Below are 24,270 nucleotides of genomic sequence, written 5' to 3'. Positions count from 1 at the left end.
GCACGAGAACTCATGCTTCAGTCCATCAATTCCCAGCGTTCAGCCCTTCCCTGCCTCCCTCATCAACCACAACGGGTCTCGGGCAAACGATCGGGTTCCTCACCCGACGCGATTCCCAGGCAGGTACTATGACCTCTGCTGACTTCTGCCCCATCAGTATCTGACCTCACGACCAGAACCGCCCCACCCGTCCAAGGACTGGTGGTGCACTGGGACAGACCTCCCCAGATAAGAACATTCACTTTCACCCTGCGCCTGCCACATTTACACACCTGCCGTTTTGATGGAGCGGGCTTCACCATCTCTTGCTGGCTTACCCCGACAAACATGCCTTATATGTGATTCGTGTTCCTCAGTGCAGAGGTTTGCCTCCGGCTTCCTTCCCACCCCACCTCGCGGTGACGCAGTTGCCTTCAGCTAAGCCTTAAACCACCTTCTCGGCCAGAGGACTTTCACCTCCAAGTAAATGCCCATGCTGGGCGTACAAGAAAACCCCGGCCCACCAAGTGGACCGGGGTTTCTTGCAGCGTCTAAAGACTACTCAGCAGCAGCTTCTTCTTCAGCCTCGTCGATGACTGGAGCCAGCGACAGCTTGCCGCGGTCATCAATCTTGGTGATCTCCACCTGCAGCTTCTGGCCAACGCCGACAACGTCTTCAACGTCCTCGACACGCTTGCCATCGTTGATCTTGCGCAGCTCGGAGATGTGCAGCAGACCGTCCTTGCCAGGGGTCAGCGAAACGAACGCACCGAAGGTGGTCAGCTTCACGACGGTACCCAGGTAGCGCTCGCCGACCTCAGGAACCTGAGGGTTGGCAATAGCATTGATGGCCGAGCGGGCAGCCTCGGCGGACTCGCCGTTGGTTGCGCCGATCAGCACGGTGCCGTCATCCTCGATCGAGATGTCCGCGCCGGTGTCTTCCTGGATCTGGTTGATCATCTTGCCCTTAGGGCCGATGACCTCGCCGATCTTGTCCACTGGGATCTTCACGGAGATGATGCGCGGAGCGTTGACGTTCAGCTCATCCGGGGTGTCGATGGCCTGGTTCAGGACGTTCAGAATGTGCAGGCGGGCTTCGCGAGCCTGGGTCAGCGCGGCGGCGAGAACCGAAGCTGGAATGCCATCCAGCTTGGTGTCCAGCTGGATTGCGGTGACGAACTCGGAAGTACCGGCAACCTTGAAGTCCATGTCGCCCATGGCATCTTCAGCACCGAGGATATCGGTCAGGGCAGCGTAACGGGTTTCACCATTGACGGTGTCCGAAACCAGGCCCATGGCGATACCGGCTACCGGTGCCTTCAGCGGCACGCCAGCGTTCAGCAGCGACAGGGTCGAAGCGCACACCGAGCCCATGGAGGTCGAGCCGTTGGAGCCCAACGCCTCGGAGACCTGGCGGATTGCGTACGGGAATTCCTCGCGGCTTGGCAACACTGGTACCAGTGCGCGCTCGGCCAGTGCGCCGTGGCCGATTTCGCGGCGCTTTGGCGAACCCACACGGCCGGTCTCGCCGGTCGAGTATGGAGGGAAGTTGTAGTTGTGCATGTAGCGCTTGGACTTCACTGGGGACAGCGAGTCGATCTGCTGTTCCATCTTCAGCATGTTCAAGGTGGTCACGCCCATGATCTGGGTTTCGCCACGCTCGAAGATTGCCGAACCGTGAACGCGAGGCAGAACCTCGACCTCGGCGGAGAGCTGGCGGATGTCAGCCAGTCCACGTCCATCGATACGGATCTGGTCGGTCAGGATGCGCTGGCGCACGATGTGCTTGGTGACAGCGCCGAAGGCCTTGGAGATCTCACCCTCGCGGCCTTCGAAGGTGTTGCCTTCGCCGGCCAGCGATGCCAGGACTTCGTCCTTGTAGGCGCCGGCAGCGTTGTCGCGCTCCTGCTTGTCAGCGATGGTGTAGATCTCAGCCAGGCGGGTCGAAGCGGCAGCCTCGACAGCAGCGAAGGCGTCTTCTTCGTAATCGCGGAAGACTGGGAATTCAACGGTTTCCTTGGCAGCGCGAGCAGCCAGGTCGGCCTGGGCCTCGCACAGGACCTTGATGAACGGCTTGGCAGCCTCAAGGCCTTCTGCAACAACCTCTTCGGTTGGAGCAACAGCGCCGCGGTCCTTGATCAGTTCCCACGCGTTGTCGGTAGCTTCAGCTTCCACCATCATGATGGCAACGTCGTCGCCAGCGATACGGCCGGCAACAACCATGTTGAAGACAGCGTTCTTCAGCTCGGAGTGGCGTGGGAAAGCAACCCACTGTGCGCCGTTTCCGTCGTCAACCAGTGCAACGCGAACGCCACCGATTGGGCCGGAGAATGGCAGGCCCGAAAGCTGGGTGGACATCGAGGAAGCGTTGATTGCTACAACGTCGTACAGTTCATCTGGCTCGATGGACAGTACGGTGACAACAACCTGGACCTCGTTGCGCAGGCCCTTCACGAACGCGGGGCGCAGGGGGCGGTCCATCAGGCGGCAAGCCAGGATGGCTTCGGTCGATGGGCGGCCTTCGCGGCGGAAGAAGCTGCCTGGGATGCGGCCGGCGGCGTACATGCGCTCTTCAACGTCCACGGTCAGTGGGAAGAAGTCGAAGCCTTCGCGTGGGTGCTTGCCTGCGGTGGTTGCCGAGAGCAGTGCGGTTTCGTCATCGATATAGACCATGGCCGAACCTGCAGCCTGCTTGGCTAGGCGGCCGGTTTCGAAGCGGATGGTGCGGGTGCCGTAGCGACCGTTGTCGATCTGCGCTTCGGCGAATTGGATTTCTGGACCCTCCATTAAGGGGGTGCTCCTTTCGATCGCTCCCAGCTAGGTGGATGAGCGAACCGCGTGGCCCTACCCAGATCTGGTCTTCGATCGAGACCCGCGCTGGAACCAGAAATGGCCCTAGCGAAAGTCACTACCGAGGACCGCGAAACTGGCGGTCGGGACCAACGGTCAGTCAGCCCTGGGAGTTATTTTCATTCGGGACCCGCATAGAACATGCAGACCCAGGTACTAGCCTACCGGGAATTGGCCCGAGGTGCAGATCCCGGCTATCCGGCCGCGTCCTGTGCCCCTGATGCCCACCACCGAGATTTCGCTGCCGGCAGCAGCTCTGAAGCCTATTTCCACCACGCACTCAGGCGATGGTAGTTGGAGCGACGTGTGGGGCCGTAGCCCAGCTGGAGAGCATTTTGAGGCCTTCTTCGCTCGGGCTGCCGGGCTTGGCCACATAGATGCTCATTTCGTGGGTCGCCCGCGGCAACTGGTTGATATCGAAGGAACGATAATCCAAATCCAGCCTTCCCACCACTGGGTGCTGGATCCGTTTGGTGCCCTCATGGGTGAATCGGATGTTGTGGGTGGCCCAAAGGGTGCGGAATTCTTCGCTGAGCGTGGAAAGCTCGCCGATCAAATCATGCAGCGCCTTGTCGTTCGGTTCCCGTCCGGCTTCGGCCCGCAGCAACGCAGCAGTAGCCGCGGCTCCACCTTTCCAATCGAGGAAGAACTCTTTGGCGGCTGGATCAAGAAAATGGAATCGGGCAAAATTCGCGTTGCCATTGGCCAGCGTTGTTTCGCTGCTCATCATCGGCGCGTGCAGGGCGCGGCCGAGCTGGTTCGAAGCGACCACATCCAATCGGCCGTTGCGGACAAAACCGGCTGACAGAGTGGCTGAATCCAGGAACCACTGCACCGATTCGGCAATAGGCTCGGCTTTTTTGCGGCGCGCCGGCTTCCGCGCGCTGCCACGTGCGGCGTGCGCCAGCTCGAAGAGATAGGTGCGTTCCTCTTCATTCAATCGCAGGGCCGTAGCTACTGCCACGAGGACATCCTCGGAGACGCCGGCAATATTCCCTTTTTCCAACCGCGTGTACCACTCTGGACTGACCCCGGCGAGCACGGCGACTTCTTCCCTGCGCAATCCAGGCACTCGTCGACGATTGCCTGCCGGCAATCCGACATCCCCGGGGCGCAGCCTCGCCCTGCGACTGGTGAGGAAATCGTTGATGTTACTGCGCTGGGCGTCGGGTTCGTTCATGGTTCCACGGTAAAGCACATTCGATGATTTTCAGGGGTACCAGTGGTACCCCCATAAACTCACCCTTTTTGGCGGTTGCCGCTCGGGATGTAATGGATGGGCAAGCAAAAGAAGTTAGAAGAATAGGAACTTGATGAACGTCGACGAACGTCGTCTTCCTGTGCCATCCGGCACCACTGCACGTAGGACAACCGGCAGGCGGATCCCGCTGGTCGTATACATCCTTGCTGCCGGCACCTTCACGATGCTCACCACGGAGTTCATCGTCGCTGGAATCCTCACCCAACTTGCGGCTGACCTGGAAATCAGCATTTCCCAAGCCGGCCTGCTCATCACGGTGTTTGCCGCGGGCATGGTCATCGGCGCCCCGCTGATGGCCCTGCTCACCTTGCGGTTGCCCAAACGGCTTACGCTGCTCCTGGCTTTGGCGGTTTTCGCCACTGGGCACGTCGTTGTCGCTCTTGGTTCGAACCTCCAGCTGTTGCTCATGGCGCGATTCATCACGGCACTGGCCACTGGCGCGTTCTGGGCTATCGCCGGTGTGGTCGCGGCCAAAAGCGCTGGCCCGGGCATGGCTTCACGGGCCTTGGGAATCATCAATGCCGGTGGCATGCTCGCCACGGTCCTCGGGGTGCCCTTGGGCGCCTTTGCTACGCAATATTTCGGCTGGCGCGGATCGTTCTGGGGCCTGGCAGCGCTTGCTGTAGTTTCCGCCGTGCTTATCGCCCGCTTCGTGCCGCAGGATAAAGCGAAACACTCCGGTGTTTCGGTACGCAATGAGATAGCCGGCCTTGCCTCGGGCCCAATGTGGCTCACTCTGGCGGCCTGCGCCACTACGACCGGCGGTGTCCTGGCTGCTTATTCGTATATCTCGCCTCTGCTCGTTGATGCCACGGGGTTCAGCGAAATATCCATACCTCTGGTGTTGATCGGCTTTGGCATCGGTTCACTAGTTGGTTCGCTAGTGGGTGGCAGACTTGGTGATGCTCATCCGCATCTGCTCACCATCATCGCTCCAGCGGTCTCGACCCTGATCCTGCTGGCAATCTGCCTGCTTTCGGACCAGAAGCTGCCAACGATCGCATTGATTGCCCTGCTTGGGTTCTTCGGTCTCGGAGCGAATCCGATCCTCGCTTCCCTGGCCATTGCCTACGGCAAGAAAGCGCCAACAATGGCTTCCTCGCTAACCGTTGCTGGTTTCAACGCCGGCACGGTCCTCGCTTCGTGGGCCGGAGGCAAGGCGCTGGAATCCTCAATGGGCACCACTGGCCCGATGCTCCTTGGCGCCTGTGTGGCCGTGCTGACCTTGATTCCTGTGACCATTCTGGCCATTCTGGCCCGGAGGTCCGCACGGCACGAACCGCTTCGAGCTGGCAACGATTTGAATCCGGCCCGACTCCCCTGCCGGAACTGAAAAAGCAAGAAATTTCGTCGGGTTGGGATTATTTACCCATCGGACGCTGTTGTCGCTAGAGGGAATAAGTCATATTTCTCCCGCTAAGCATCAAATCTCACAAGAATCGCTTGCGACAATGCGCGAAAATCTGGATTCGCCAGTAACTGAATACCTCCGTAAGCCGGCACCGGCTGACGGTGACAAGTAAACAGATAAACAAAGGAAGAACACTCCTATGACAACTATCGCCAATGCATATGCAGCCCCATCAGCAACTGAGCCACTGGCTCCGATCCAGATCGAGCGTCGGGCAGTGGGTCCAAAGGACGTTCTGATCGACATCAAGTTCGCCGGCATCTGCCACTCCGACATCCACACCGTTAAGGGCGATTGGGGACCGCAGTCCTACCCCCTGGCTCCAGGGCACGAAATCGCTGGCATCGTTGCAGAGGTCGGCTCCGAGGTCACCAAGCACAAGGTCGGCGACCGTGTCGGCGTGGGCTGCATGGTCAACTCCTGCGGCAAGTGCGAATACTGTGTTGCCGGGGAAGAACAGTTCTGCGTTGAGGGCATGGTTGGCACCTACGGTGCCACCGACCGCGACGGCACCATCACCCAGGGTGGCTACACCACCAACGTGGTTGTCACCGAAGACTTTGTCCTGAGCATCCCTGATGGCATCGAGCTTGATGTTGCGGCTCCCCTGCTTTGCGCCGGCATCACCACCTACTCGCCGCTGCACCATTGGAACGCAGGCCCGGGCAAGAAGGTTGCTGTCGTAGGTTTGGGCGGCTTGGGCCACATGGCAGTGAAGATCGCCAGCGCCATGGGCGCCGACGTGACCGTTCTGTCCCAGTCGCTGAAGAAGAAGGAAGACGGCTTGAAGCTCGGCGCTAGCGACTACCGCGCTACCAGCGACGAGAGCACCTTCAAGGATCTGCACAAGACCTTCGACCTCATCATCAACACGGTCAGCGCCTCGATCGACATCAGTTCCTACCTGCAGTTGCTGCGTGTTGATGGCACCTTGGTCAATGTTGGTGCTCCCGCTGAGCCGCTTCCCGTGAACGCGTTCGCCCTGATCGGTGGACGCCGCTCCTTCGCTGGTTCCAGCATTGGTGGAATCAAGGAGACCCAGGAAATGCTGGACTTCTGCGGCGAGCACGGTATCGGCGCAGAAATTGAAATCATTTCTGCAGACCAGATCAACGAGGCTTACGAGCGCGTCCTGAAGTCGGATGTCCGCTACCGCTTCGTGATTGACACCGCGACGATGGCCTAGTCATTGAACTCTTGGCGGCGTCCGATTCATCAACTGATAGGTTGGTGGATCGGACGCCGCTCGTCCTTGAAGTCTTCCCGTTCATCAGAAAGTTTCCTCGTGACCGAACCAAATTTCGCAGAATACTCTTGGGAACATCTAGAGCGAGGCAGCGTCTTGGTGGTGACTCTCAGCGGACTAGCCAATGTCAGGCTGATGGATCCAGAGAATTTCGCGTCCTTCGAAGACGGTGAAAAATACGACTTTCACGGCGGCGTCGCCCGCCGAGCGCCCTACCGGGTCAAAGTACCGCATTCAGGGCCCTGGTTCTTAGTCATCGATCTTGAGGGTCTGCCCGGCCGTGGCGTTCGCCATGAGGTCATCGTTGCACCACCGCAAAAGCTTGAAGAACGAAGGTCCTAGACAGCCGATGGCGATCTGCCGAACGGCTCAACGCGCGTACACCCCTGACACTCATCAGTACACGCGCGCTGCCTTGCCTTAATTCCAGTGCGGTCGTCCTGTTGGCCAGGAACCCTCAGCTACTTCGACGAGACGAGAACTTCTGCAGCGGTGTCCATGTGCGCACTGATCACGGCAGCAGCCAACCCGACATCAGCCGAATCGATAGCATCAACGATTTCTTCGTGGCGAGAGACATCCATGTTCTTGATTCCGCGCTCTTTGCCGGCCCACATGATGGACATGCGAATGCTACCTTCAAGCTGTTCCCATGCGTGGAGCAGCGACTCGTTGCCGGTGATCCGGCAAAGCACTCGGTGGAAGTCGAGATCCGCTTCGATACCGCGTTCAAGGCTATGCTTGACTTCGTTGTCCATGAGTTTCAGGGCCGATCGCAATTGGGCGACGGCATCGCTTCGGTCATCGAGTCGGCATAGCGTCTGTGCAGCCAGTGTCTCCAGCGCGGCGCGCACCGCAAAGATGTCCCTGATCTCCTTGACGTCCAAGCTGCGCACCGAGAGCCGTCCCCGCGCGCCGGGTGCAACCAGGCCTTCCTGCTGGAGCTGACGCAGTGCTTCGCGCAACGTGCCGCGGCTGATATTGAGCATCTCGGACAGCTCGGTTTCCACCAGATGCTTTCCTGGTTCGAGCTGCCCGGTGGTGATGGCCTGGCGCAAGGCAGTGAGGGTTTGTTCCCTCAGGCTCGTTTTTTCAAGCCCCAACAAGGCCATTGGTCCTGCAGCCATGGTTTCCACCCTCTTCTATGAGTCAACAGTCGACAGTTGCACGTTTGGTTCCATAGTAGTCGCCGGGAACCGCGGATAACGCGGTTCCCGGAATTTACTACAGTCCTGCGAGCACCTTCTGCACAATACGGACTACCGATAGCCCGTAACGGTCATGCAAGGTTGGCAGCGCGCCAGCATGCAGGAACTCGTCTGGAAGCCCAACCGGGAGAACCTGCTTGCCGATTCCAGCTTGAACCATGGACGAAGCCACCGTTTCAAAAAGCCCGCCGACCACCGTGTGGTTTTCCAGCGTCAGCGCCAGACGATCGGTGTTGATTTCGCGCAGTACCGTCTCGGAATCAAATGGCTTGATGGTCGGGGTGTGAACTACCGAGACATCAACGTTGTGCTTTTCCAATTCCTTGGCTGCGCTCAAGGCACGCATGGTCATCAGACCGCTGGAAACCATGACGACGTCCTTACCTGGGCGCAACACCTTCGCCTTGCCCAGTTCAAAGCTGTAATCGTACTCATCGAGCACCGTGGGAACGTTGCCACGCAGCAAGCGCAAATAACTGGGGCCGTCGCTGGCCGCCAGCTGCGGCACTGCCTGTTCGATGTCCACCGAGTCGCACGGATCAACAATGGTCAGGTTCGGCATGCCACGGAAGATGGCCATGTCTTCGGTTGCCTGGTGGCTTGGTCCGTACCCGGTAGTCAGCCCTGGCAGCCCGCCGACGATGTTGACGTTCAGGTTCGGCTCGGCTGCATCCAGGCACAGGAAGTCGTAGGCGCGACGAGCAGCGAAAACCGAGTAGGTCGAGGCAAAGGGCACCAGGCCGGTCTGAGCCATGCCGGTTGCCGCGCCGATTAGCAGCTGCTCTGCCATGCCCATCTGGAAGAAGCGCTCTGGGAAGGCCTTGGCGAAGATGTGCATATCCGTGTATTTTCCGAGGTCCGCTGTCAGACCGACGATGGCAGGGTTTTCCTCTGCGGCCTTGACCAGCGCATGGCCAAATGGCGCCGGAGCCGTCGTCTGGCCAGGATCTGCGAAGGAGGCGATCATGGCCGAGGTCTTGAGCCGGGTCTTTGCCGGGGTGCTGGTCATTACTTCTCTCCTTCGTAGCCCGCAGTGAGTTGCTCACGGCAGATCTGCCATTCGTTTTCTTCAATCCGCATGAAGTGCGCTTTTTCACGCTGTTCCAATAGCGGCACCCCGCGCCCGATACGGGTATCGCAGAGGATCACCGATGGGCGGGCATCGTTCTTTGCTTCGGCTGCCACCGCGTCGAATGCGGCCAGCAACGCGCCGGCATCATTGCCGTCGACGCGCTGCACGAACCAGCCGCTGGCGGCCCATTTGTCGGCAACTGGTTCAGTGCGCAAGACGGTGTCGGTTTTTCCATCAGCCTGCAGCGCGTTGATATCGACGAGGACGGTCAGGTTTCCCAATCCATGGTGGTGGGCTCCCATCACCGCTTCCCAGGTTGATCCTTCGTCCAGTTCGCCGTCCGACATGAAGTTGATGACGCGTGCCGAGGACCCCTGGTGGCGCAATCCCAACGCGGTGCCGATGGCGATTGGCAGGCCGTGCCCCAGCGAACCGCCGGAAATTTCCATGCCCGGAGTATAGGTGGACATTCCCGACATTGGCAGGCGGGAGTCATCCGAACCGTAGGTCTCAAGCTCGTCGATCGGTACGATCCCGGCCTGGGCCAATGCGGCATAGTGGCCGATGGCGTAGTGTCCGGTCGATAGCAGGAAACGATCACGCTGATCCCAGTTTGGATCTTCTGCGCGGTAATTCAGCTGGTCTGCATATACAGCTGCAAACATGTCGGCGGATCCCAGGGCTTGGCCAACATAGCCCTGGCCTTGGACCTCGCCCATGTTCAGTGCATGGTGTCGTGCTTTGTAGGCGAATTCCTCCACCTTCTGACGGCGCTCGGTGCTCACCGCCGTGGGATTAGCAGTGGCAACAGTTGATGCGTTCATGTCTGATCCTTCAGTAATTGCGGGGCCGGTTAGGCTTGGATTTTGTGTGCGGGGGTGGCTTGTTCGGCCTCGTCGGCCAAGCGACGTTCGTTCTTGCCCCAGGTTTCACGTGTGACCAGCGCTGCCCAGAGGCCGATGGCTCCGTACAGACTGAAGAGCAACGCCGGGCCGACCCAGCCGAAGGCTACGAAGAGCAAGGTGGTGATGAAAGGCGTGAACCCGGAGACCATGGCGGAGATCTGATAAGCGAGCGACGCACCAGACGAGCGAGTCTTGGCCTGGAACAGCTCCGGGAACCATGCTCCCTGTACACCGGCCAGCGAGTTCTGGCAGACAGCGTAGGAAATGACGACCGTGGCGATAATCAGGAAGAACAGTCCCGTGTTGACCAAGAGGAACATGGGAATTCCAAAGAGCACTGCAAAGCCGGTGGAGATCAGGTACAGCGGGCGGCGGCCGATCTTATCGGTGAGCGAGCCCCAGAACATAGTGGCGAAGATGCCGATCGCAGCTGCAATGCATAGCGCAAACAGGGTCTGGGTCTTGTCGGCCAATCCGCTGTCGTGAAGGTAGGAAATCATGTAGGTAATGGATACTGCGTAGCCGGCGGTTTCTGCCACGCGCAGCCCGATACCACGCAAGATGTTGCGCCAGTCATCGCGGATCACTTCGATAATTGGCGAACGCGAGATATCGCCGGAGCTTTTCACTTCCTCGAACACCGGAGATTCCGGCACTTTGGAGCGAATCAGCAAACCGATGAATACCAGCAACAGGCTAGCCAGGAATGGCACACGCCAGGCCCAGTCGCCGTCGAGATTCACGCTGTAGAGGAAGACGACATTGGCCAACAGCAATCCGATTGGGAAACCCGCTTGGACGATGCCGGTGTACTTGCCCTTCTTCTTCCATGGGGCGTGCTCATAGCTCATGAGGATCGCTCCGCCCCACTCGGCGCCGAAGGCCAAGCCCTGGATGATGCGAATGAGCACCAGAAGTGTCGGCGCCAGCATGCCTACTTGCGAGAAAGTCGGCAACAAGCCGATGGCGAAAGTGGACAGGCCCATCAGCACGAGCGATGCAACCAGCACCGGCTTTCGACCGACCTTATCTCCCAGGTGGCCGCCGAGGATGCCTCCCAGAGGGCGAGCGGCGAAGCCGACACCGAGAGTTGCGAATGCGGCCAGCGTTCCGGTGACAGCATTGTCGCTTGGGAAGAAGGCCGTGCCGAAATACAGTGCGGCGGCGGTGCCGAAGCCGATGAAATCATAAGTCTCAATGACGGCTCCAACGCTGGAACCGATAGCGACGCGTTTGGCATCCTTGGTGCCGTGGACATGTCCACGCATCGCAAGTCCTTGGTTCGTCATGTCACTAACCTTTCAGGATGACAGCCCTTCATTGGACGGTCATTGTCAACAGTCAACAGGATACGTCCACCAGTGTGTTTCACACCACTCTCCATTGTCAACAGTTAACACCAACTTATTTTTAACAGTTGACTGTTAACAGTCGACATGGATAAAGTGTCTTCCATCACAAGACGAGACGACGGCGTCGCACTGAAACGCTTGCCGTCAAGATTCCAAAGGAGTCCAATCATGGGCAACGTTTCACGCACCGCAGTCATCACCGGAGCCGCATCCCCACAAGGCATCGGCATGGCTACCGCCAACCGCTTCGCCAAGGAAGGCTGGGCCGTGGTCATCCTCGATCTGGATGGCGCCAAAGCTTCTGAAGTAGCCCAAGAAATAGGTGCAGCGCACGGCGTACCGGCATTCGGCTACAGCGTTGACGTCGCCGACGAAAACTCGGTCACCGCCGCTCAGGAAGCAGTTCAAGCTGAAGTAGCAGCCGGCAACCTTCCAGTTGTCGGTGCGCTAGCCAACATTGCTGGCATCACTTCACCGGTCCCCTTCTTGGAAACCACGCGCGAGTTGTGGGACAAGATTTTCGCGGTCAACGCGACCGGCACCTATCTCGTCACCAAGGCGTTCCTTCCAGAGATGATCGCCAACGGATGGGGACGAATCGTTAACATGTCGTCGGTTTCCGCGCAGCGCGGCGGAGGCGTGTTCGGCAAGGTCCCTTATTCGGCAGCCAAGGCGGCGGTCCTCGGATTCACCAAGGCCCTTGCCCGCGAGCTCGGAGACAGCGGCGTCACCGTCAACGCGGTCACCCCGGGTGCCGTCGACACCAATATCCGCGTTGGATCCACGCCTGAGACCGAAGCCGCCATCGCTCGCGACATCCCGATTGGCCGCACCGCAACCACCGAAGAAGTCTCGGCGGTCATTACATTCCTGTCCAGCGAGGCAGCCTCATATCTGACCGGCACCACTCTTGATATCAACGGTGGCAGCCACATGCACTAGCCGCACAAAATGCAACGGCCGCTACCCCAACCAAAAGTTGGAGTAGCGGCCGTTGTCGTCGCTAAGTCTTACGCCCCAATTTTTATCGAGTGCGCGATGTGTAACGATCTATCAAATTACTTGGCTACTGCGTTGCTGTTCTTCAGCTCGCGGTTGGCTGGGATATCTGCCCATCCGCCAAGACCGTTGTCGCCGTAGTTGTAGTCGACAGTTGCCGAGTCACCCTTGATGTTCAGCTTGACGGTTGGGCCAAGAGTCCCACCGCGCACGAAGTTATCCTTGGTTCCGATGGTATCGATGAAGGACTGAACCAGACCGCCAGGCATGACATAGTGCGAGTATGCCTGGAACTGACCTGGGTGCTGGTTGTAGTCAGGAGCGAATGGGCTGCCTGCAGCAAAGTTCAGGTTCGAAGGGCTACCCAGCGCCAGGCCCGAACCGCGGTTCAGTGGCTGGTAGTCGCTGCGGATCCCGTTGCCGACGAAGCCGTAGACGCCTTCTGGGCCGTCGATGCCGGCGGCGAAGGTGGAGCGGTGGCTAATGGTGAACAGATAGTACTTGCCATCCTGCATGTAGATCTGCGGGCGCTCGGTCTGGTCGGTGACGCAATTAGCGGACAGGATCGGTGGCAGGAACTCCCACTCGGTCAGTTCCTTGTTCTTGGCGCGAGCCAGGCCAACGTTACCGATCTGGTAGGTTGCCCCGGACTTGTTCACTTCGTCAACGGTTTCACCGTTGGTTTCGCCCTCGCGGTAGCCGAGATCCTTGGAGGTGCACTTGGCCGAGTCGCGGTTCTGCGCGGTGTTGCCCTCGAAGACCATGTAGGTCTCGCCGGGGTGTGCCGGATCCTCGAAGGTGAACGGATCGCGGAAGTTGAAGAAGGAGTTCTGCTCTGCGGTCTGGTAGTACTTGCCGTCTGCCTGAAGCAGTTCGGTGACCTTGTTGAAGCCGGTCAGCTTCACGCCATTCTTGTTGGAGTGGACGTGCCCAACGCTCAATGCGATGCGGGGGTCATAGGGCTTGATATCCTTGCCATCCTGGTCGCGGTAGAACGCAACATCGGTGAAGAACAGCTTGATTTCGCCGTTTTTGGTCACCCGTGCCGAGCCGGACCACTGGGTCTGGTGGCTGAAGGACTGGTCCTCGAAGATCTTGCCGGTGACTCCTTCATCGAAGACCTGGCCGCCGTAGGTCCAGCCGCCATCTTCTGGACGCTCATCAGCTGGAACGCCAGCTGGGCGGTAGAAGTAGCCGATGCGTGCGTACTGGTGACGCTCATCGAAGCCGAGGTCGCGGTCGGCAACCAGGGAGAAGATGATCTCCTGGCCGTTAACGCTGTACTGGTTGGCATTCTCGTCAGTCAGTGGCCAAGTATCCCAGACCCAGACTTCCTCATTGCTCATGTCAGGAAATTCCTGGGGAATGGTTGGCATGGTGTACTCCGTTGGCATGGAGTTCTCACGTGAACCTGCGTTTGGATCAGACATGGCCTTGAGCTGCTTTGCGTCAGCACGGGTCCAACGCGAGGTGAAGTCGTCGGTTGGGCTGTAGGCCTTCTGGGTGTGTTCGGTTGGCTGAGGGAAGCCAGGTACTGGTTCGGTTGCAGCCATTGCTGGCCCCGAAATCAAGGTTGCTCCGAGCGCCCCGATGCTCAGTGCTGCAGCAAGAATGCCGCGTTTGGTGCGTTGCTTGTTCACGATTGTTTGCCTTTGTTCGATATGGAATCGGACAATCGCTCGGATCGCGACACACGTTCTCTCCACAGTCGAATCTAAGGATCCGCATAGCTTGTGTCAATCAATCCAAAACGTTTTGGAAGCAGGATCACATTTTTTAGGATTCTTAACGAAAGTTCCGTCACACTGTTTGCAAAACGTTTTGGATGTTCGCTAGCGTGGATAGCGGTCACTCGTAGTGATGCACGATCTCTCCCCCAAAATCTTTGCGACGTCGCAGCCGCGCCGTCCTCCTAGTCTGGCGTTTCGAACCCAACTATTGGAAAGACCGATGACAGAACCACAGCAAAAGAACTCCAAAAGGCCTTTAGCGATCGCAGTCCTCTGCTTCTTGGCACTCGGATCCGTGGTGTCATGGCAGTTCCTCGGTTCTTGGCCAGATTCTCCAACTCCTGAAGGCGACCAGCATACTCAGGAAGACTCGAAATTCCAGCGCCCTGAGGCCTGGTCTGAATATCGCCCTGCCGCGCATCTGACGCCCGGGAAAAATTGGATGAACGACCCGCAGCGCCCTTTTTTCCTCGATGGGCTATGGCACTTCTACTACCTCTACAACGCTGACTACCCGGACGGGAACGGAACCGAGTGGTACCACGCCACATCCACGGACCTCGTTCATTGGAAAGACGAAGGCATAGCCATCGAGAAGTACAAGAATGGTCTCGGTGATATCTGGACCGGCAGCGCGGTAGTCGATATCGAAAACACCGCTGGCTTTGGCAAGAATGCGGTGATCTCCTTGGTCACCCAACAGGTCGACGGCGTACAACGCCAGTCCCTGTTCTACTCAACCGATGGCGGATATTCATTCAGCTCGTACGACGGCAATCCAGTCATGGACAATCCCGGCGTCGAGGCTTGGCGAGATCCGAAAGTCGTGTGGGACAAAGAACGCAATCAATGGCTCATGCTGCTGGCCGAAGGAAACAAAGTCGGTTTCTACACTTCCAAAGACCTGAGATCATGGGACTACCAATCAGGCTTCGAGACCACCGATTTGGGCGTCGTCGAATGCCCTGACTTCTTCCCGATGTCAGTGGACGGCGATCCGCAACGCACCATGTGGGTGCTGGGCATCAGTGCCAACGGCGCAAACTCGGGTCGTACCACCGGCTACACCTACTGGACCGGTTCCTTCGATGGCAAGAGCTTCAAAGCCGATGAAAAGGATCCACGCTGGCTGGACGCAGGATCAGACTTCTACGCGGCCGTTACTTGGGACGATCCCGCGGCGCAAGATCCTACGAAGCAGCGTTATGCGCTGGGCTGGATGAACAACTGGGCGTACGCGGGCGATCTGCCACTCGGCGATTGGGCCGGTGGAACCATGTCCACGGTACGCCAGCTTTCGTTGCGTGACGTTGATGGACATGCCCAGCTGTTCTCAAAACCCATTGATGCGCTGGAGAAACTCGAGGGCGAAGCGGTAGTGGCCCAACCCGGCGCAGTGGCAAAGGACCAAGAGGCTTCACTGGGCAAAGCCGAATCCGACGCCTATCGATTCCATGTTGATCTATCCCAGGATCAAAGTGCGCCGGCCGAAGAAACCCAGGTTCAGCTCAAGGACGCTCAAGGCTCCACCGTCACGGTTGGCTATAACTTCAACGACCAGACACTGTTCTTGAACCGCGATAACGACAAAGCCGCCGGCAACATGCCGGAATCCTATCGAGAAGTTCGCAGCGAGAAACTCCCGGTGGACAACGGACAGCTCTCCTTGGACATCCTGGTGGATACCACCTCGATTGAGGTTTTCGCCGAAGACGGCCAGGCGACACTGAGCTCAACGGCTTTCCTTTCCCCCGGCGATCACGAACTATCGCTTAAGTCTTTCGGCGGTACTACCGATATGCGCGAATCATCCACGACGCCACTGGCAGTCGCTGAAACCCAACGGCAGTGATGGCTAGCGCTTCGGCGCTCCGACCGAATCGCGCTGCACCAATTGGCAACGCAGCAGCTCCGCTGTGCGAACATCCGACTGTGCCGTTGCCTGGGCAAACAACTGGGAAACAGCCCAATGCCCCATCTGATAGTGGGGCAGCGCGATAGTCGTCAGGTTCGGAACCAGCGCTTGGGTGATCAGCTGGAGATCGTCCACGCCGATGACCGATAGGTCATCAGGAATGGACAGTCCGAGATCGTTGGCGGCCTGATAGACACCCATAGCCATTTCATCGTTGAAACAGAAAATGGCGGTGGGTCGATCTTTTCTGCCAAGAATTTCACGCCCGGCGGCGCGCCCGCCCTGGGCATCGCCACTTTTCGCTGAAATCCATACATCGTTGGCACGAATCCCGGCCGCTTCCAACGCCGCGCGATAGCCGCGCTCGCGACCTGCCGCGGCTGGAACTTCATCGGTCACCGTGGCAAAGCCGATCTTCCGATGGCCGTAGCCGAGCAAATGCGCGGTGGCATCAATGCCGATCTGCTGTTCGTCGGGAACCACCGAGGAGTACTCCAGATCGGCGCTCGAAGCGTTGGCCAGCACCACCGGGATACCGTCCAGCTCTTTGGGTACCGTCACCGACTGATGAGACATCTTCGCATAGACCAACCCATCAACTCGATGATCCACCAAGGTGCGAATACCAAGTAGTTCACGTTGCGGATCTCCGGTGGAGTCCAAGGCAAGCACCACGCTCTGATGCTCGGCAGCAGCGTCTTGCGCGCCACTGATAATCCGCCCAGCATACGGCGTCACCGCGATGGTGTCGCTGAGCAAGCCGACGGTGAATGTCCGAGAACTCCTCAGGCCCCGCGCGCGCGGGTCCGGGGAATAGCCGAGCTTTTGAGCCACGTCCAGTACGCGCAAGCGTGTTTCCGCATTAATGGCGCGCGCGCCGCTGAGCGCATGCGAAACCGTTGTGGGAGAAACCCCTGCAGCGGCGGCAACATCTCGAATGCCTACCCGGGCAGACTTTCCGAGCTTTTTGTCCATACTTTATTTTTTCACATTCTCAACCGCACGTTAAACCCTCTGCAATCAGGCAAGCGCTACGGGGATCTGCTGATTTGCGATACCGGTCAAGATGACTTCGGCTGGGCCGCCAACCCGCAACCGGTCATCCTTGGCACTGATAAATATTTCCCCGTTGCGCCCCATGGCACTGCGCCGCCCTGCCATGTGGGGTGCCGTTGCCCGTGCAGTGGAAATCAGCCATTCGGCAGCCGCCGCATAAAAGCTTCCGGTTACCGGGTCTTCCCGCAGAGGTTCAGCTCGCTCGGTGAAAAATCCGCATACTTCAAAAGCTAATCGCCTATGTGGACACCGTCGCGACCTCTGCCGGATGCCTTAAATACGTCGCAACTTATGGGTTGGACTTCAACGTTCTTCAAGGCCACTTTTCGCGGTCTAACCCTGCCTTCACGGGCGCCTTTGGAAAATGGCCTGGATTTTCGCCGGTCCACCATTACATCTTTTTCAAAGGCATTGTGCTTAATGGTTGGAGCTGTACGAAATTCCTGCCAATTTCCGGAGGTGAGATGCGCATCTTTCCATGGATCTCAAAGGTCTACTCTGTAGGATCGACTTAGTCTGCGTTTATTCCGTTTCGTGCCGTCGGCTGAAATCGCCCGCTCAAGTTCTTCTCACAGCGGGTCAAGGAATAATGTAGAAGAGCAAACTTCCCGAAGACGCTACCAGCGTCCATCGGTGAGGACGTTTCATCGCAGTATGCACCGCACAGATAGTCCAGCAGAAACGAAGGCAACACTTTGAACGGCAATGCCACCTTTAAGCACCACAACGTTGCGCTTTTATCAGTGAACAGCGTCCTCGCGCCCGAGGTGGTGAGTTCATCAGAATTCGATGAGCGGCTGGCTCCAAGTTTGAAACGACTGCGACTATCCAAGAAACTTCTCGAGCGGGTTTCAGGTGTCAAGGAACGCCGCTGGTGGTCTGACGGCGTCGAATTCGACGATGCGGCCATCCTTGCCGGCAAAAAGGCGTTGGCCCAGGCTGGTGTTGACGCCAGCGAAATCGGCTTGCTGATCAACACCTCTGTGACCCGTCGCAACCTTGAGCCATCGGTGGCTTCCAAGGTACACAACGGCTTGGGCTTGCCCTCCTCCGCGATGAACTTCGACGTGGCCAACGCCTGCCTCGGCTTCGTGAACGGCATGAGCCTGGCCGCGAATATGATCGACTCCGGCCAGATCAAGTATGCGCTGATCGTTGCCGGCGAGGACGCCAAGGCAACCCAGGAGACCACCTTCGAGCGACTGAACGCCGAGACTTCCACCCGCGATGACTACATGCGCGAATTCGCTACCCTGACACTTGGGTCCGGTGCCGCCGCCGCTGTCATCGGCCCAGCCGATGCCCACCCGGAAGCCCATCGCATCCTTGGAGGTGTCTCCCGTGCAGGCACCGAGCACCACGAACTGTGTGTTGGCGGCCCCGGCGGCATGTACACCGACACCAAGGGCCTGCTGGACAATGGCCTGGATCTGGTAGTCAACGCGTGGGATGAAGCGCACCGCACCGGGTGGAACTGGAAGTCCATGGACCGCTACGTCACCCACCAGGTCTCCAAGTCCTACACCAACGCCATCATCAAGGCCGTTGGGCTGATCAAGGACCGTGTGCCGATCACGTTCTCCAAGTGGGGCAATGTCGGTCCGGCATCGTTGCCGATGACTCTGTCGCAAGAAGCCGAGTCGCTCAAGCCCGGCGATCGCGTGCTATGCATGGGTGTGGGCTCCGGACTAAACACCGCGATGATGGAGATTGTCTGGTGACCGAGATTTTCCCCGGCGTCAAGGAAATCTACTCAAGGTATCTCAGCGTTCCATCAACCTCAGCAGTTGATAATCCCGGAACAACCCATCGCTGGCATGTGCTGGATAACCAGGAAGAACTGGCACAGCGCGGCATCACCCCGGTGGGCACGCTCATCTGTGTCCATGGCAACCCCACCTGGTCCTACCTCTGGCGCAGCCTGCTGAACCACGTCTCCGAGAATCAGCTGGCATGGCGCGTGGTCGCCATCGACCAGCTGGACATGGGATTCTCCGATCGCACCGGCACCTTCCGCCGCCTGGCAGACCGGGTCAACGACCTGGACAATCTGATTGACGCCCTGGACCTGGGCGATAACATCACGACGGTCGGCCATGACTGGGGCGGGATCATTTCCCTGGGCTGGGCCGTGGCCCACCAAGACCGCCTGGCAAATGTCGTTCTGACCAATACCGCCATCCACCCTGCCGGCTTCGAACTGCCTTCGGCCCTGAAATTGGCCTCCCATCCGGCAGTGCATGGCTGGGGCACCAAAACCACCCGTGCTTTCCTCCAGGTCACCCATTCACTGGCCCAGCCCGCGCTGGCTCCTCAGGTGCGCACAGCGTTCATGGCGCCATATGCGACCGCGGAGAAACGCGATGGCGTGGCCAACTTCGTTGCCGACATCCCCTTTGATCCCGAACACCCCAGCCGGCCAGCCCTGGATGAAATTTCCGACGCCGTCCGCTCCCTGCAAGTCCCGGCGCTGATGCTGTGGGGCCCCAAGGATCCGGTCTTCTCCGATCGCTACCTGCGCGATCTGATCGGCCGTCTGCCACAAGCACAGGTGCACCGTTTTGAAGGTGCCAGCCATCTGGTGGGCGAAGACCGCGATATCGCCACACCGATTTTCAGCTGGCTCAACGACCGCTCAGATTCGCACGCGGCATCACGTGCGCAAGGCCAGGGCGGTTATCGTCCGATGCTCGCCGAATTGGATTCGCGCCAGGACGATCAAAGCACCGCAGTGGTCGATATCCATCCACCACGTTCCTTGTCGTGGGCCGAGCTGGGCGAACGCGTCACTGCGCTGGCGTCCGGCCTGCAGCAGATCGGCGTGAAGCCCGGCGACCGAGTGAGCCTCTTGGTTCCCCCTGGCATCGAATTGACTTCCCTGATTTATGCGTGCCTGCGCTTGGGCGCGGTCATCGTAGTGGCCGATGCCGGGTTGGGCACCAAGGGCCTGGGCCGTGCCATCAAGGGCGCCGGGCCGAGCTTCCTGATTGGCATCGACCGCGCGCTGACCGGTGCGCGGCTGCTGGGCTGGCCAGGGACCAAGATCGCCGTAGGCAACCCGTCCGTGGCCAAGCGCAAGGCGCTGGGCGTGGAATATACCTTGGATGAGCTCCTGGAGGCCGGCAGCAAGGCATCGGCCCAGGCGCCGGATTGTGCCGCCGCCGACCCGGATGCGGATGCGGCTGTGCTGTTCACTTCCGGCTCCACCGGACCGGCCAAGGGTGTTGTGTACACCCACCGGCAACTGGCCGCCATGCGCGATACCCTGCGTGAAACCTACAACTTGAAGGCTGGCTCGGCATTGGTGGCCGGGTTCGCTCCCTTCGCCTTGCTGGGTCCAGCTTTGGGTGCCACCTCGGTCACCCCGGATATGGACGTCACGGCGCCTCGCACGCTGACCGCCAGCGCCCTGGCCGATGCCGCCGTCGCGGTGAATGCAACCACGGTCTTCGCCTCCCCGGCCGCGCTGGCCAATGTCCTGGCAACCAAGCGGGAGCTGAATACCGCTCAGCGCAAGACCCTCGCCGGGGTTGAGCTGATGCTTTCGGCCGGTGCCCCGATCCCGGAATCCCTCTTGGCCAAGGTGCAGGAACTGGTGCCCAATGCCACGGTGCATACCCCTTATGGAATGACCGAGGCATTGCCCGTCACCGACATCGATCTGCCGGGAATCCAGGCAGCTGGTGACGGCAACGGCGTATGCGTCGGCACCGCGGTAGCCGGAGCCACGGTAGCTATCGCGCCGATCGACGGGCTGGGTATTGCTGGCGACCAGCCGGAATATGTTCCCGGTGTCACGGGTGAAATCCTGGTGCGCGCCCCGCACGTCAAGGACCGCTACGACCGATTGTGGATCACCGAGCAGGCCAGCAGTTCCATCGCTGGCTGGCATCGCACCGGCGATGTCGGACACCTTGATGATGCTGGACGGCTGTGGGTTGAAGGCCGTCTGGGACATGTGCTGAGCACCGCCACCGGTGCGATCACCCCGGTAGCCGCAGAACACGCAGTGCAATCGGTGCCTGGCGCCGGACGCGCTGCCCTGGTGGGCGTTGGGCCGGCAGGCACCCAGGCCGCCGTGGTCGTGATGGAAACCGTGCCCGCTGCACGCAAACCGGGCCCGGCATCGAGCGAGCTTGCCAGCAAGGTCAGGGCAGCAGTCGCTGCCACCGGAACCGAGGTCGCGGCCGTGCTGGTGCTGCCGGTCTTGCCCACCGACATTCGCCACAACTCGAAAATCGACCGGGCGGCGTTGGCCCAATGGGCCAGTGCAACACTGGCCGGTGGAAGGATCCGCACCCCATGAGCACTTCCGATACCTCGTTGACGGCTCGTCGGGTTCTGGTCACCGGTGCCAGTGGCATGCTCGGCGGAGCGGTAGCCCAGCTGCTTCGCGACAAGGGCCACCACGTGCGCACCTTCCAACGGCGTGCCTCGGCCGGCGCCGGCGATGAAGTCCTGGGTTCGCTGACTGATCTGCAGGCAGTAGCCCAAGCTGTGGCTTCCATGGATGCGGTGATCCACCTTGCCGCCAAGGTGTCCTTCACCGGGCACTGGCAGGAGTTTGCCGACATCAACGTCACCGGGACCGGCAACCTGCTCAAGGCAGCGCAAGATGCCGGCATCAAGGATTTCGTTTTTGTGTCTTCTCCCTCGGTAGCGCATTTCGGCGATTCCTTGGCCGGGGCCGCCGCTGGCACCGCCAACCCGCAGCTGGCCCATGGCCATTACGCGCGTTCCAAGGCGGCAGCCGAACTCGATGCCTTAGCAGCGGATTCCGGTGCCTTCCGTGTCACCGCCATTCGCCCGCATGTTGTATGGGGGCCTGGGGATACCCAGTTGGTGGAACGCGTCATCGAACGCGCCAAGGCCGGGCGGCTCCCGCTGCTCGATCAGGGTGCTGCGCTGATCGACACCACCTACATCGACAATGCCGCTGCCGCCATTGTCCGAGGCCTGGAGCGCATGGATCACGCGCACGGGCGCGCGCTCGTAGTGACCAATGGCGAACCGCGTTCGGTGGGCGAGCTGATTGCCGGAATCTGCCAAGCCGGCGGTGCACCGGTGCCGACACTCAACGTGCCCGGCTGGCTTGCGCGCGGGGCCGGATCAGTCATCGAAAAGCTCTGGCTCGCTGCCGGTTCACGGGGCCTGGTCCAGGACGAGCCCCCGATGACCCGCTTCCTGGCTGAACAGCTATCCACCGCGCACTGGTTTGATCAGCGAGAAACCCACGAGGTCCTGGATTGGAAACCTGCAGTGAGTATCGATGAAGGCCTATCCAAGCTCTCCGCGCATTACTCGGCCTATCCAGCCTAGCTTCTGGAAATCGGATCAAAACCGCGCTGCCCTGGATTCTTTCCAGGCGTCGCGGTTTTGTCATGAAATGGCACCAACAACGCGTTGCGGGGCAATCGACGGTACCTTGAAATGATGGGCAACAAGATTTCTTACCAAGGTGAAGCCGGCTCCAATTCGAATATGGCCTGCACCCAGCAATTCCCCGATATGCAGGCCGTTCCTTGCGCCAGCTTCGAGGATGCGTTCGCCATGGTGGAAAACGGCGAAGCGGATCTGGCCATGATTCCGATCGAGAATTCCCTGGCAGGCCGTGTCGCCGACATCCACGTCCTCTTGCCCGAATCGGATTTGCAGATTGTGGGTGAACATTATCTTCGGATTCGCTTCGAGCTCTTAGGTCTGCCGGGCAGTTCTGTTGAAGAAGCTACCGAGGTGCACAGCCACATCCATGCATTGGGCCAGTGCCGCAAAATCATCCGCGAGCACCAGCTGACTCCGGTGATTGCCGGGGACACCGCGGGATCAGCGCGTGAGGTCAGGGACTGGAACGACCCGACGAAGCTGTCGCTGGCTCCGCCCTTGGCCGCAGAGCTCTATGGCCTGGAAGTCTTGGCCTCGGGTGTGGAAGACGATTCGACCAACACCACGCGCTTCGTCGTCCTTGCGCGCAAGCAGGAGTTGCCAACCCGCTCCGAGCTTCCCGAAGCCGCCGTCACCACCCTGGTTTTCAAGGTACGCAACGTTCCTAGCGCCCTGTACAAGGCGCTCGGCGGATTTGCGACTAATGGCGTGAATATCACGCGTTTGGAGAGCTACATGGTCGGCTCTTCCTTCGCTGCGACGACGTTCATGATTGACGTTGAAGGACACCCCGAGGATCTGCCGGTCCGCCTGGCATTGGAAGAACTGGAATTCTTCACCTGGGAGATCAAGATCCTGGGCACGTACGCGGCCAGCGAGCACCGCACGAGCGTCTCGGCGGAGTTCGTCTAGTCGCTAGAAGGTATGTCAGAGTCCACGGACTTGTTCTGGGGCTGCAAGGAACTCGCTTGTGGATATCCATGCAACCAGGACTTATGAGTCCTGGTTGCCGCAAGAAATGAAGCTGACGGTCTTGTTTCATGTTTGCGGCTACCAGCAAAGAAATCACGTGGCATCATATTGGCCGCTGGTAGCCCGCGCACCGCCCCTGTCCAAGCAGGCACCAGACTTACTGCCACGGCAAGGCCCGCCGCCCCTTTCACCGCGATAAAACCAGGTCAACCCCGCTGGCGTTGTGATCTGGAGGGTGGAAGCAGGCGACTAGCTATTCCAGGAGTAGCGCCGTTCAGGACGCCCCACTCCCCCATAACGAAGATTGACCACAGCCAGGTTTTCTTCTGCCAGATACTCCAGATACCGGCGAGCGCTCACACGCGAAGTCCCCAGCTTTTCTGCGGTTTCCGTTGCGGAAATCGGCTCTGTGGCTTCCTTCACGATGTTCTCCACCAGCACCATAGTTTCAGCACTGCAGCCCTTGGGCAGCGGCCTGCGATTTTGACCGCCCAGACCAAAGAGGCGGTTCACGTCAGCTTGCTCCAATTCCTGGTCTGCGGCCACATCCAGCGGCTGGTAGGTCTTGGCATAGTGCTTCAATCTCTCACGCAAGTCATCCCAGGAGAACGGCTTCATGAGGTAATGCACGATCCCACCACGCAACGCCTTGCGAACAGTTTCCATCTCGCGAGCCGCGCTGATAACGATGACGTCTAGTTCCGGCTGGACCTCGCGCAGCCGTTGCAGCAGCTCCAGCCCGTTCATATCGGGTAGGTGGATATCGAGCAGCGCGAGATCCGGGTCCAGCTCGGTGGCGGCCTTGATGGCGTCACTGGCGGTGTGGGCTATTCCAGCCACCATGAAGCCCGGCTCTTTGTTGACGAATCCGGCGTGCACCTTTGCAACCATGAAGTCGTCATCGATCACCAACACTTTGATCACGAGTTTCG

General features: G+C 59.5%; 18 protein-coding genes. 9 read left to right on the top strand and 9 right to left on the bottom strand.

Annotated elements, in window-relative coordinates:
* Positions 1–537: 537 nt before the first annotated feature.
* Complete coding sequence (locus OF385_RS05015) at positions 538–2,766, bottom strand: polyribonucleotide nucleotidyltransferase (protein ID WP_264277275.1); 2,229 nt, start codon at positions 2,764–2,766, stop codon at positions 538–540.
* A gap of 343 nt (positions 2,767–3,109) precedes the next feature.
* Complete coding sequence (locus OF385_RS05010) at positions 3,110–4,009, bottom strand: helix-turn-helix transcriptional regulator (RefSeq protein ID WP_264277274.1); 900 nt, start codon at positions 4,007–4,009, stop codon at positions 3,110–3,112.
* A gap of 133 nt (positions 4,010–4,142) precedes the next feature.
* On the opposite strand from OF385_RS05010, the gene OF385_RS05005 reads away from it, so the two are divergent.
* From OF385_RS05005 to OF385_RS04995, 3 genes are all read left to right on the top strand, one after another.
* Positions 4,143–5,423: an MFS transporter gene (locus OF385_RS05005; RefSeq protein WP_264277273.1), complete on the top strand. Its 1,281-nt coding sequence runs from the start codon at positions 4,143–4,145 to the stop codon at positions 5,421–5,423.
* Between the two features lie 217 nt (positions 5,424–5,640).
* A complete protein-coding gene (locus tag OF385_RS05000) occupies positions 5,641–6,687 on the top strand; it encodes an NAD(P)-dependent alcohol dehydrogenase (RefSeq protein WP_264277272.1) in 1,047 nt (348 codons plus the stop codon).
* A 99-nt stretch (positions 6,688–6,786) separates the two neighbouring features.
* The gene (locus OF385_RS04995) at positions 6,787–7,089 is read left to right on the top strand and encodes a DUF1883 domain-containing protein (RefSeq protein ID WP_264277271.1); all 303 of its coding nucleotides are present in this window, start codon (positions 6,787–6,789) and stop codon (positions 7,087–7,089) included.
* 119 nt (positions 7,090–7,208) lie between these two features.
* Here OF385_RS04995 and OF385_RS04990 read toward each other — a convergent pair whose 3' ends face one another.
* The 4 genes from OF385_RS04990 to OF385_RS04975 all read right to left on the bottom strand — a co-directional run bounded on the left by OF385_RS04990 (position 7,209) and on the right by OF385_RS04975 (position 11,221).
* Positions 7,209–7,874 (bottom strand): GntR family transcriptional regulator, encoded by a 666-nt coding sequence (locus OF385_RS04990; RefSeq protein WP_264277270.1) that lies wholly within the window; start codon positions 7,872–7,874, stop codon positions 7,209–7,211.
* Between the two features lie 97 nt (positions 7,875–7,971).
* Complete coding sequence (locus OF385_RS04985) at positions 7,972–8,964, bottom strand: transketolase family protein (RefSeq protein ID WP_264277269.1); 993 nt, start codon at positions 8,962–8,964, stop codon at positions 7,972–7,974.
* Positions 8,964–9,851, bottom strand: coding sequence for a transketolase (locus tag OF385_RS04980; protein ID WP_264277268.1), 888 nt, complete (start codon positions 9,849–9,851; stop codon positions 8,964–8,966). The genes OF385_RS04985 and OF385_RS04980 overlap by 1 nt, the downstream gene beginning before the upstream one ends.
* A 29-nt stretch (positions 9,852–9,880) precedes the next feature.
* Positions 9,881–11,221 carry an MFS transporter gene (locus OF385_RS04975; protein WP_264277267.1) on the bottom strand — a complete coding sequence of 447 codons (1,341 nt, stop codon included), beginning with the start codon at positions 11,219–11,221 and terminating at the stop codon, positions 9,881–9,883.
* Between the two features lie 231 nt (positions 11,222–11,452).
* On the opposite strand from OF385_RS04975, the gene OF385_RS04970 reads away from it, so the two are divergent.
* Positions 11,453–12,226, top strand: a complete 774-nt coding sequence (locus OF385_RS04970) for an SDR family NAD(P)-dependent oxidoreductase (RefSeq protein ID WP_264277266.1) — start codon at positions 11,453–11,455, stop codon at positions 12,224–12,226.
* A 116-nt stretch (positions 12,227–12,342) separates the two neighbouring features.
* On the opposite strand, the gene OF385_RS04965 is transcribed toward OF385_RS04970, so the two are convergent.
* Entirely contained in the window at positions 12,343–13,923 is a 1,581-nt protein-coding gene (locus OF385_RS04965) for a glycoside hydrolase family 68 protein (protein ID WP_264277265.1), read from the bottom strand.
* 532 nt (positions 13,924–14,455) lie between these two features.
* On the opposite strand from OF385_RS04965, the gene OF385_RS04960 reads away from it, so the two are divergent.
* The gene (locus tag OF385_RS04960) at positions 14,456–15,865 is read left to right on the top strand and encodes a glycoside hydrolase family 32 protein (protein ID WP_264277264.1); all 1,410 of its coding nucleotides are present in this window, start codon (positions 14,456–14,458) and stop codon (positions 15,863–15,865) included.
* Between the two features lie 3 nt (positions 15,866–15,868).
* On the opposite strand, the gene OF385_RS04955 is transcribed toward OF385_RS04960, so the two are convergent.
* Positions 15,869–16,903: a LacI family DNA-binding transcriptional regulator gene (locus OF385_RS04955; protein WP_264277263.1), complete on the bottom strand. Its 1,035-nt coding sequence runs from the start codon at positions 16,901–16,903 to the stop codon at positions 15,869–15,871.
* A 776-nt stretch (positions 16,904–17,679) separates the two neighbouring features.
* On the opposite strand from OF385_RS04955, the gene OF385_RS04950 reads away from it, so the two are divergent.
* From OF385_RS04950 to OF385_RS04935, 4 genes are all read left to right on the top strand, one after another.
* Positions 17,680–18,705: a 3-oxoacyl-ACP synthase III gene (locus OF385_RS04950; RefSeq protein ID WP_264277262.1), complete on the top strand. Its 1,026-nt coding sequence runs from the start codon at positions 17,680–17,682 to the stop codon at positions 18,703–18,705.
* Positions 18,702–21,290, top strand: coding sequence for an alpha/beta fold hydrolase (locus OF385_RS04945; RefSeq protein WP_413468099.1), 2,589 nt, complete (start codon positions 18,702–18,704; stop codon positions 21,288–21,290). The genes OF385_RS04950 and OF385_RS04945 overlap by 4 nt, the downstream gene beginning before the upstream one ends.
* Positions 21,287–22,303 carry an NAD-dependent epimerase/dehydratase family protein gene (locus OF385_RS04940; protein WP_264277260.1) on the top strand — a complete coding sequence of 339 codons (1,017 nt, stop codon included), beginning with the start codon at positions 21,287–21,289 and terminating at the stop codon, positions 22,301–22,303. Before OF385_RS04945 ends, OF385_RS04940 begins: the two co-directional genes overlap by 4 nt.
* A 114-nt stretch (positions 22,304–22,417) precedes the next feature.
* Positions 22,418–23,278, top strand: coding sequence for a prephenate dehydratase (locus tag OF385_RS04935; RefSeq protein ID WP_264277259.1), 861 nt, complete (start codon positions 22,418–22,420; stop codon positions 23,276–23,278).
* Between the two features lie 309 nt (positions 23,279–23,587).
* Here OF385_RS04935 and OF385_RS04930 read toward each other — a convergent pair whose 3' ends face one another.
* On the bottom strand, positions 23,588–24,262 hold the full coding sequence (locus tag OF385_RS04930; RefSeq protein WP_264277258.1) for a response regulator: 675 nt from the start codon (positions 24,260–24,262) through the stop codon (positions 23,588–23,590).
* Positions 24,263–24,270 lie beyond the last annotated feature (8 nt).

Source organism: Glutamicibacter sp. JL.03c (assembly GCF_025854375.1).
Lineage (GTDB): Bacteria > Actinomycetota > Actinomycetes > Actinomycetales > Micrococcaceae > Glutamicibacter.
This window is presented reverse-complemented; position numbering and strand designations above follow the sequence as displayed.

What these genes read in the sequence shown, in the direction of transcription:
- OF385_RS05015 (WP_264277275.1), bottom strand. Translation starts at nt 2,766, where the DNA reads ATGGAGGGTCCAGAAATCCAATTCGCCGAAGCGCAGATCGACAACGGT.
- OF385_RS05010 (WP_264277274.1), bottom strand. Translation starts at nt 4,009, where the DNA reads ATGAACGAACCCGACGCCCAGCGCAGTAACATCAACGATTTCCTCACC.
- OF385_RS05005 (WP_264277273.1), top strand. Translation starts at nt 4,143, where the DNA reads ATGAACGTCGACGAACGTCGTCTTCCTGTGCCATCCGGCACCACTGCA.
- OF385_RS05000 (WP_264277272.1), top strand. Translation starts at nt 5,641, where the DNA reads ATGACAACTATCGCCAATGCATATGCAGCCCCATCAGCAACTGAGCCA.
- OF385_RS04990 (WP_264277270.1), bottom strand. Translation starts at nt 7,874, where the DNA reads ATGGCTGCAGGACCAATGGCCTTGTTGGGGCTTGAAAAAACGAGCCTG.
- OF385_RS04985 (WP_264277269.1), bottom strand. Translation starts at nt 8,964, where the DNA reads ATGACCAGCACCCCGGCAAAGACCCGGCTCAAGACCTCGGCCATGATC.
- OF385_RS04980 (WP_264277268.1), bottom strand. Translation starts at nt 9,851, where the DNA reads ATGAACGCATCAACTGTTGCCACTGCTAATCCCACGGCGGTGAGCACC.
- OF385_RS04975 (WP_264277267.1), bottom strand. Translation starts at nt 11,221, where the DNA reads ATGACGAACCAAGGACTTGCGATGCGTGGACATGTCCACGGCACCAAG.
- OF385_RS04970 (WP_264277266.1), top strand. Translation starts at nt 11,453, where the DNA reads ATGGGCAACGTTTCACGCACCGCAGTCATCACCGGAGCCGCATCCCCA.
- OF385_RS04960 (WP_264277264.1), top strand. Translation starts at nt 14,456, where the DNA reads ATGAACGACCCGCAGCGCCCTTTTTTCCTCGATGGGCTATGGCACTTC.
- OF385_RS04955 (WP_264277263.1), bottom strand. Translation starts at nt 16,903, where the DNA reads ATGGACAAAAAGCTCGGAAAGTCTGCCCGGGTAGGCATTCGAGATGTT.
- OF385_RS04940 (WP_264277260.1), top strand. Translation starts at nt 21,287, where the DNA reads ATGAGCACTTCCGATACCTCGTTGACGGCTCGTCGGGTTCTGGTCACC.
- OF385_RS04935 (WP_264277259.1), top strand. Translation starts at nt 22,418, where the DNA reads ATGGGCAACAAGATTTCTTACCAAGGTGAAGCCGGCTCCAATTCGAAT.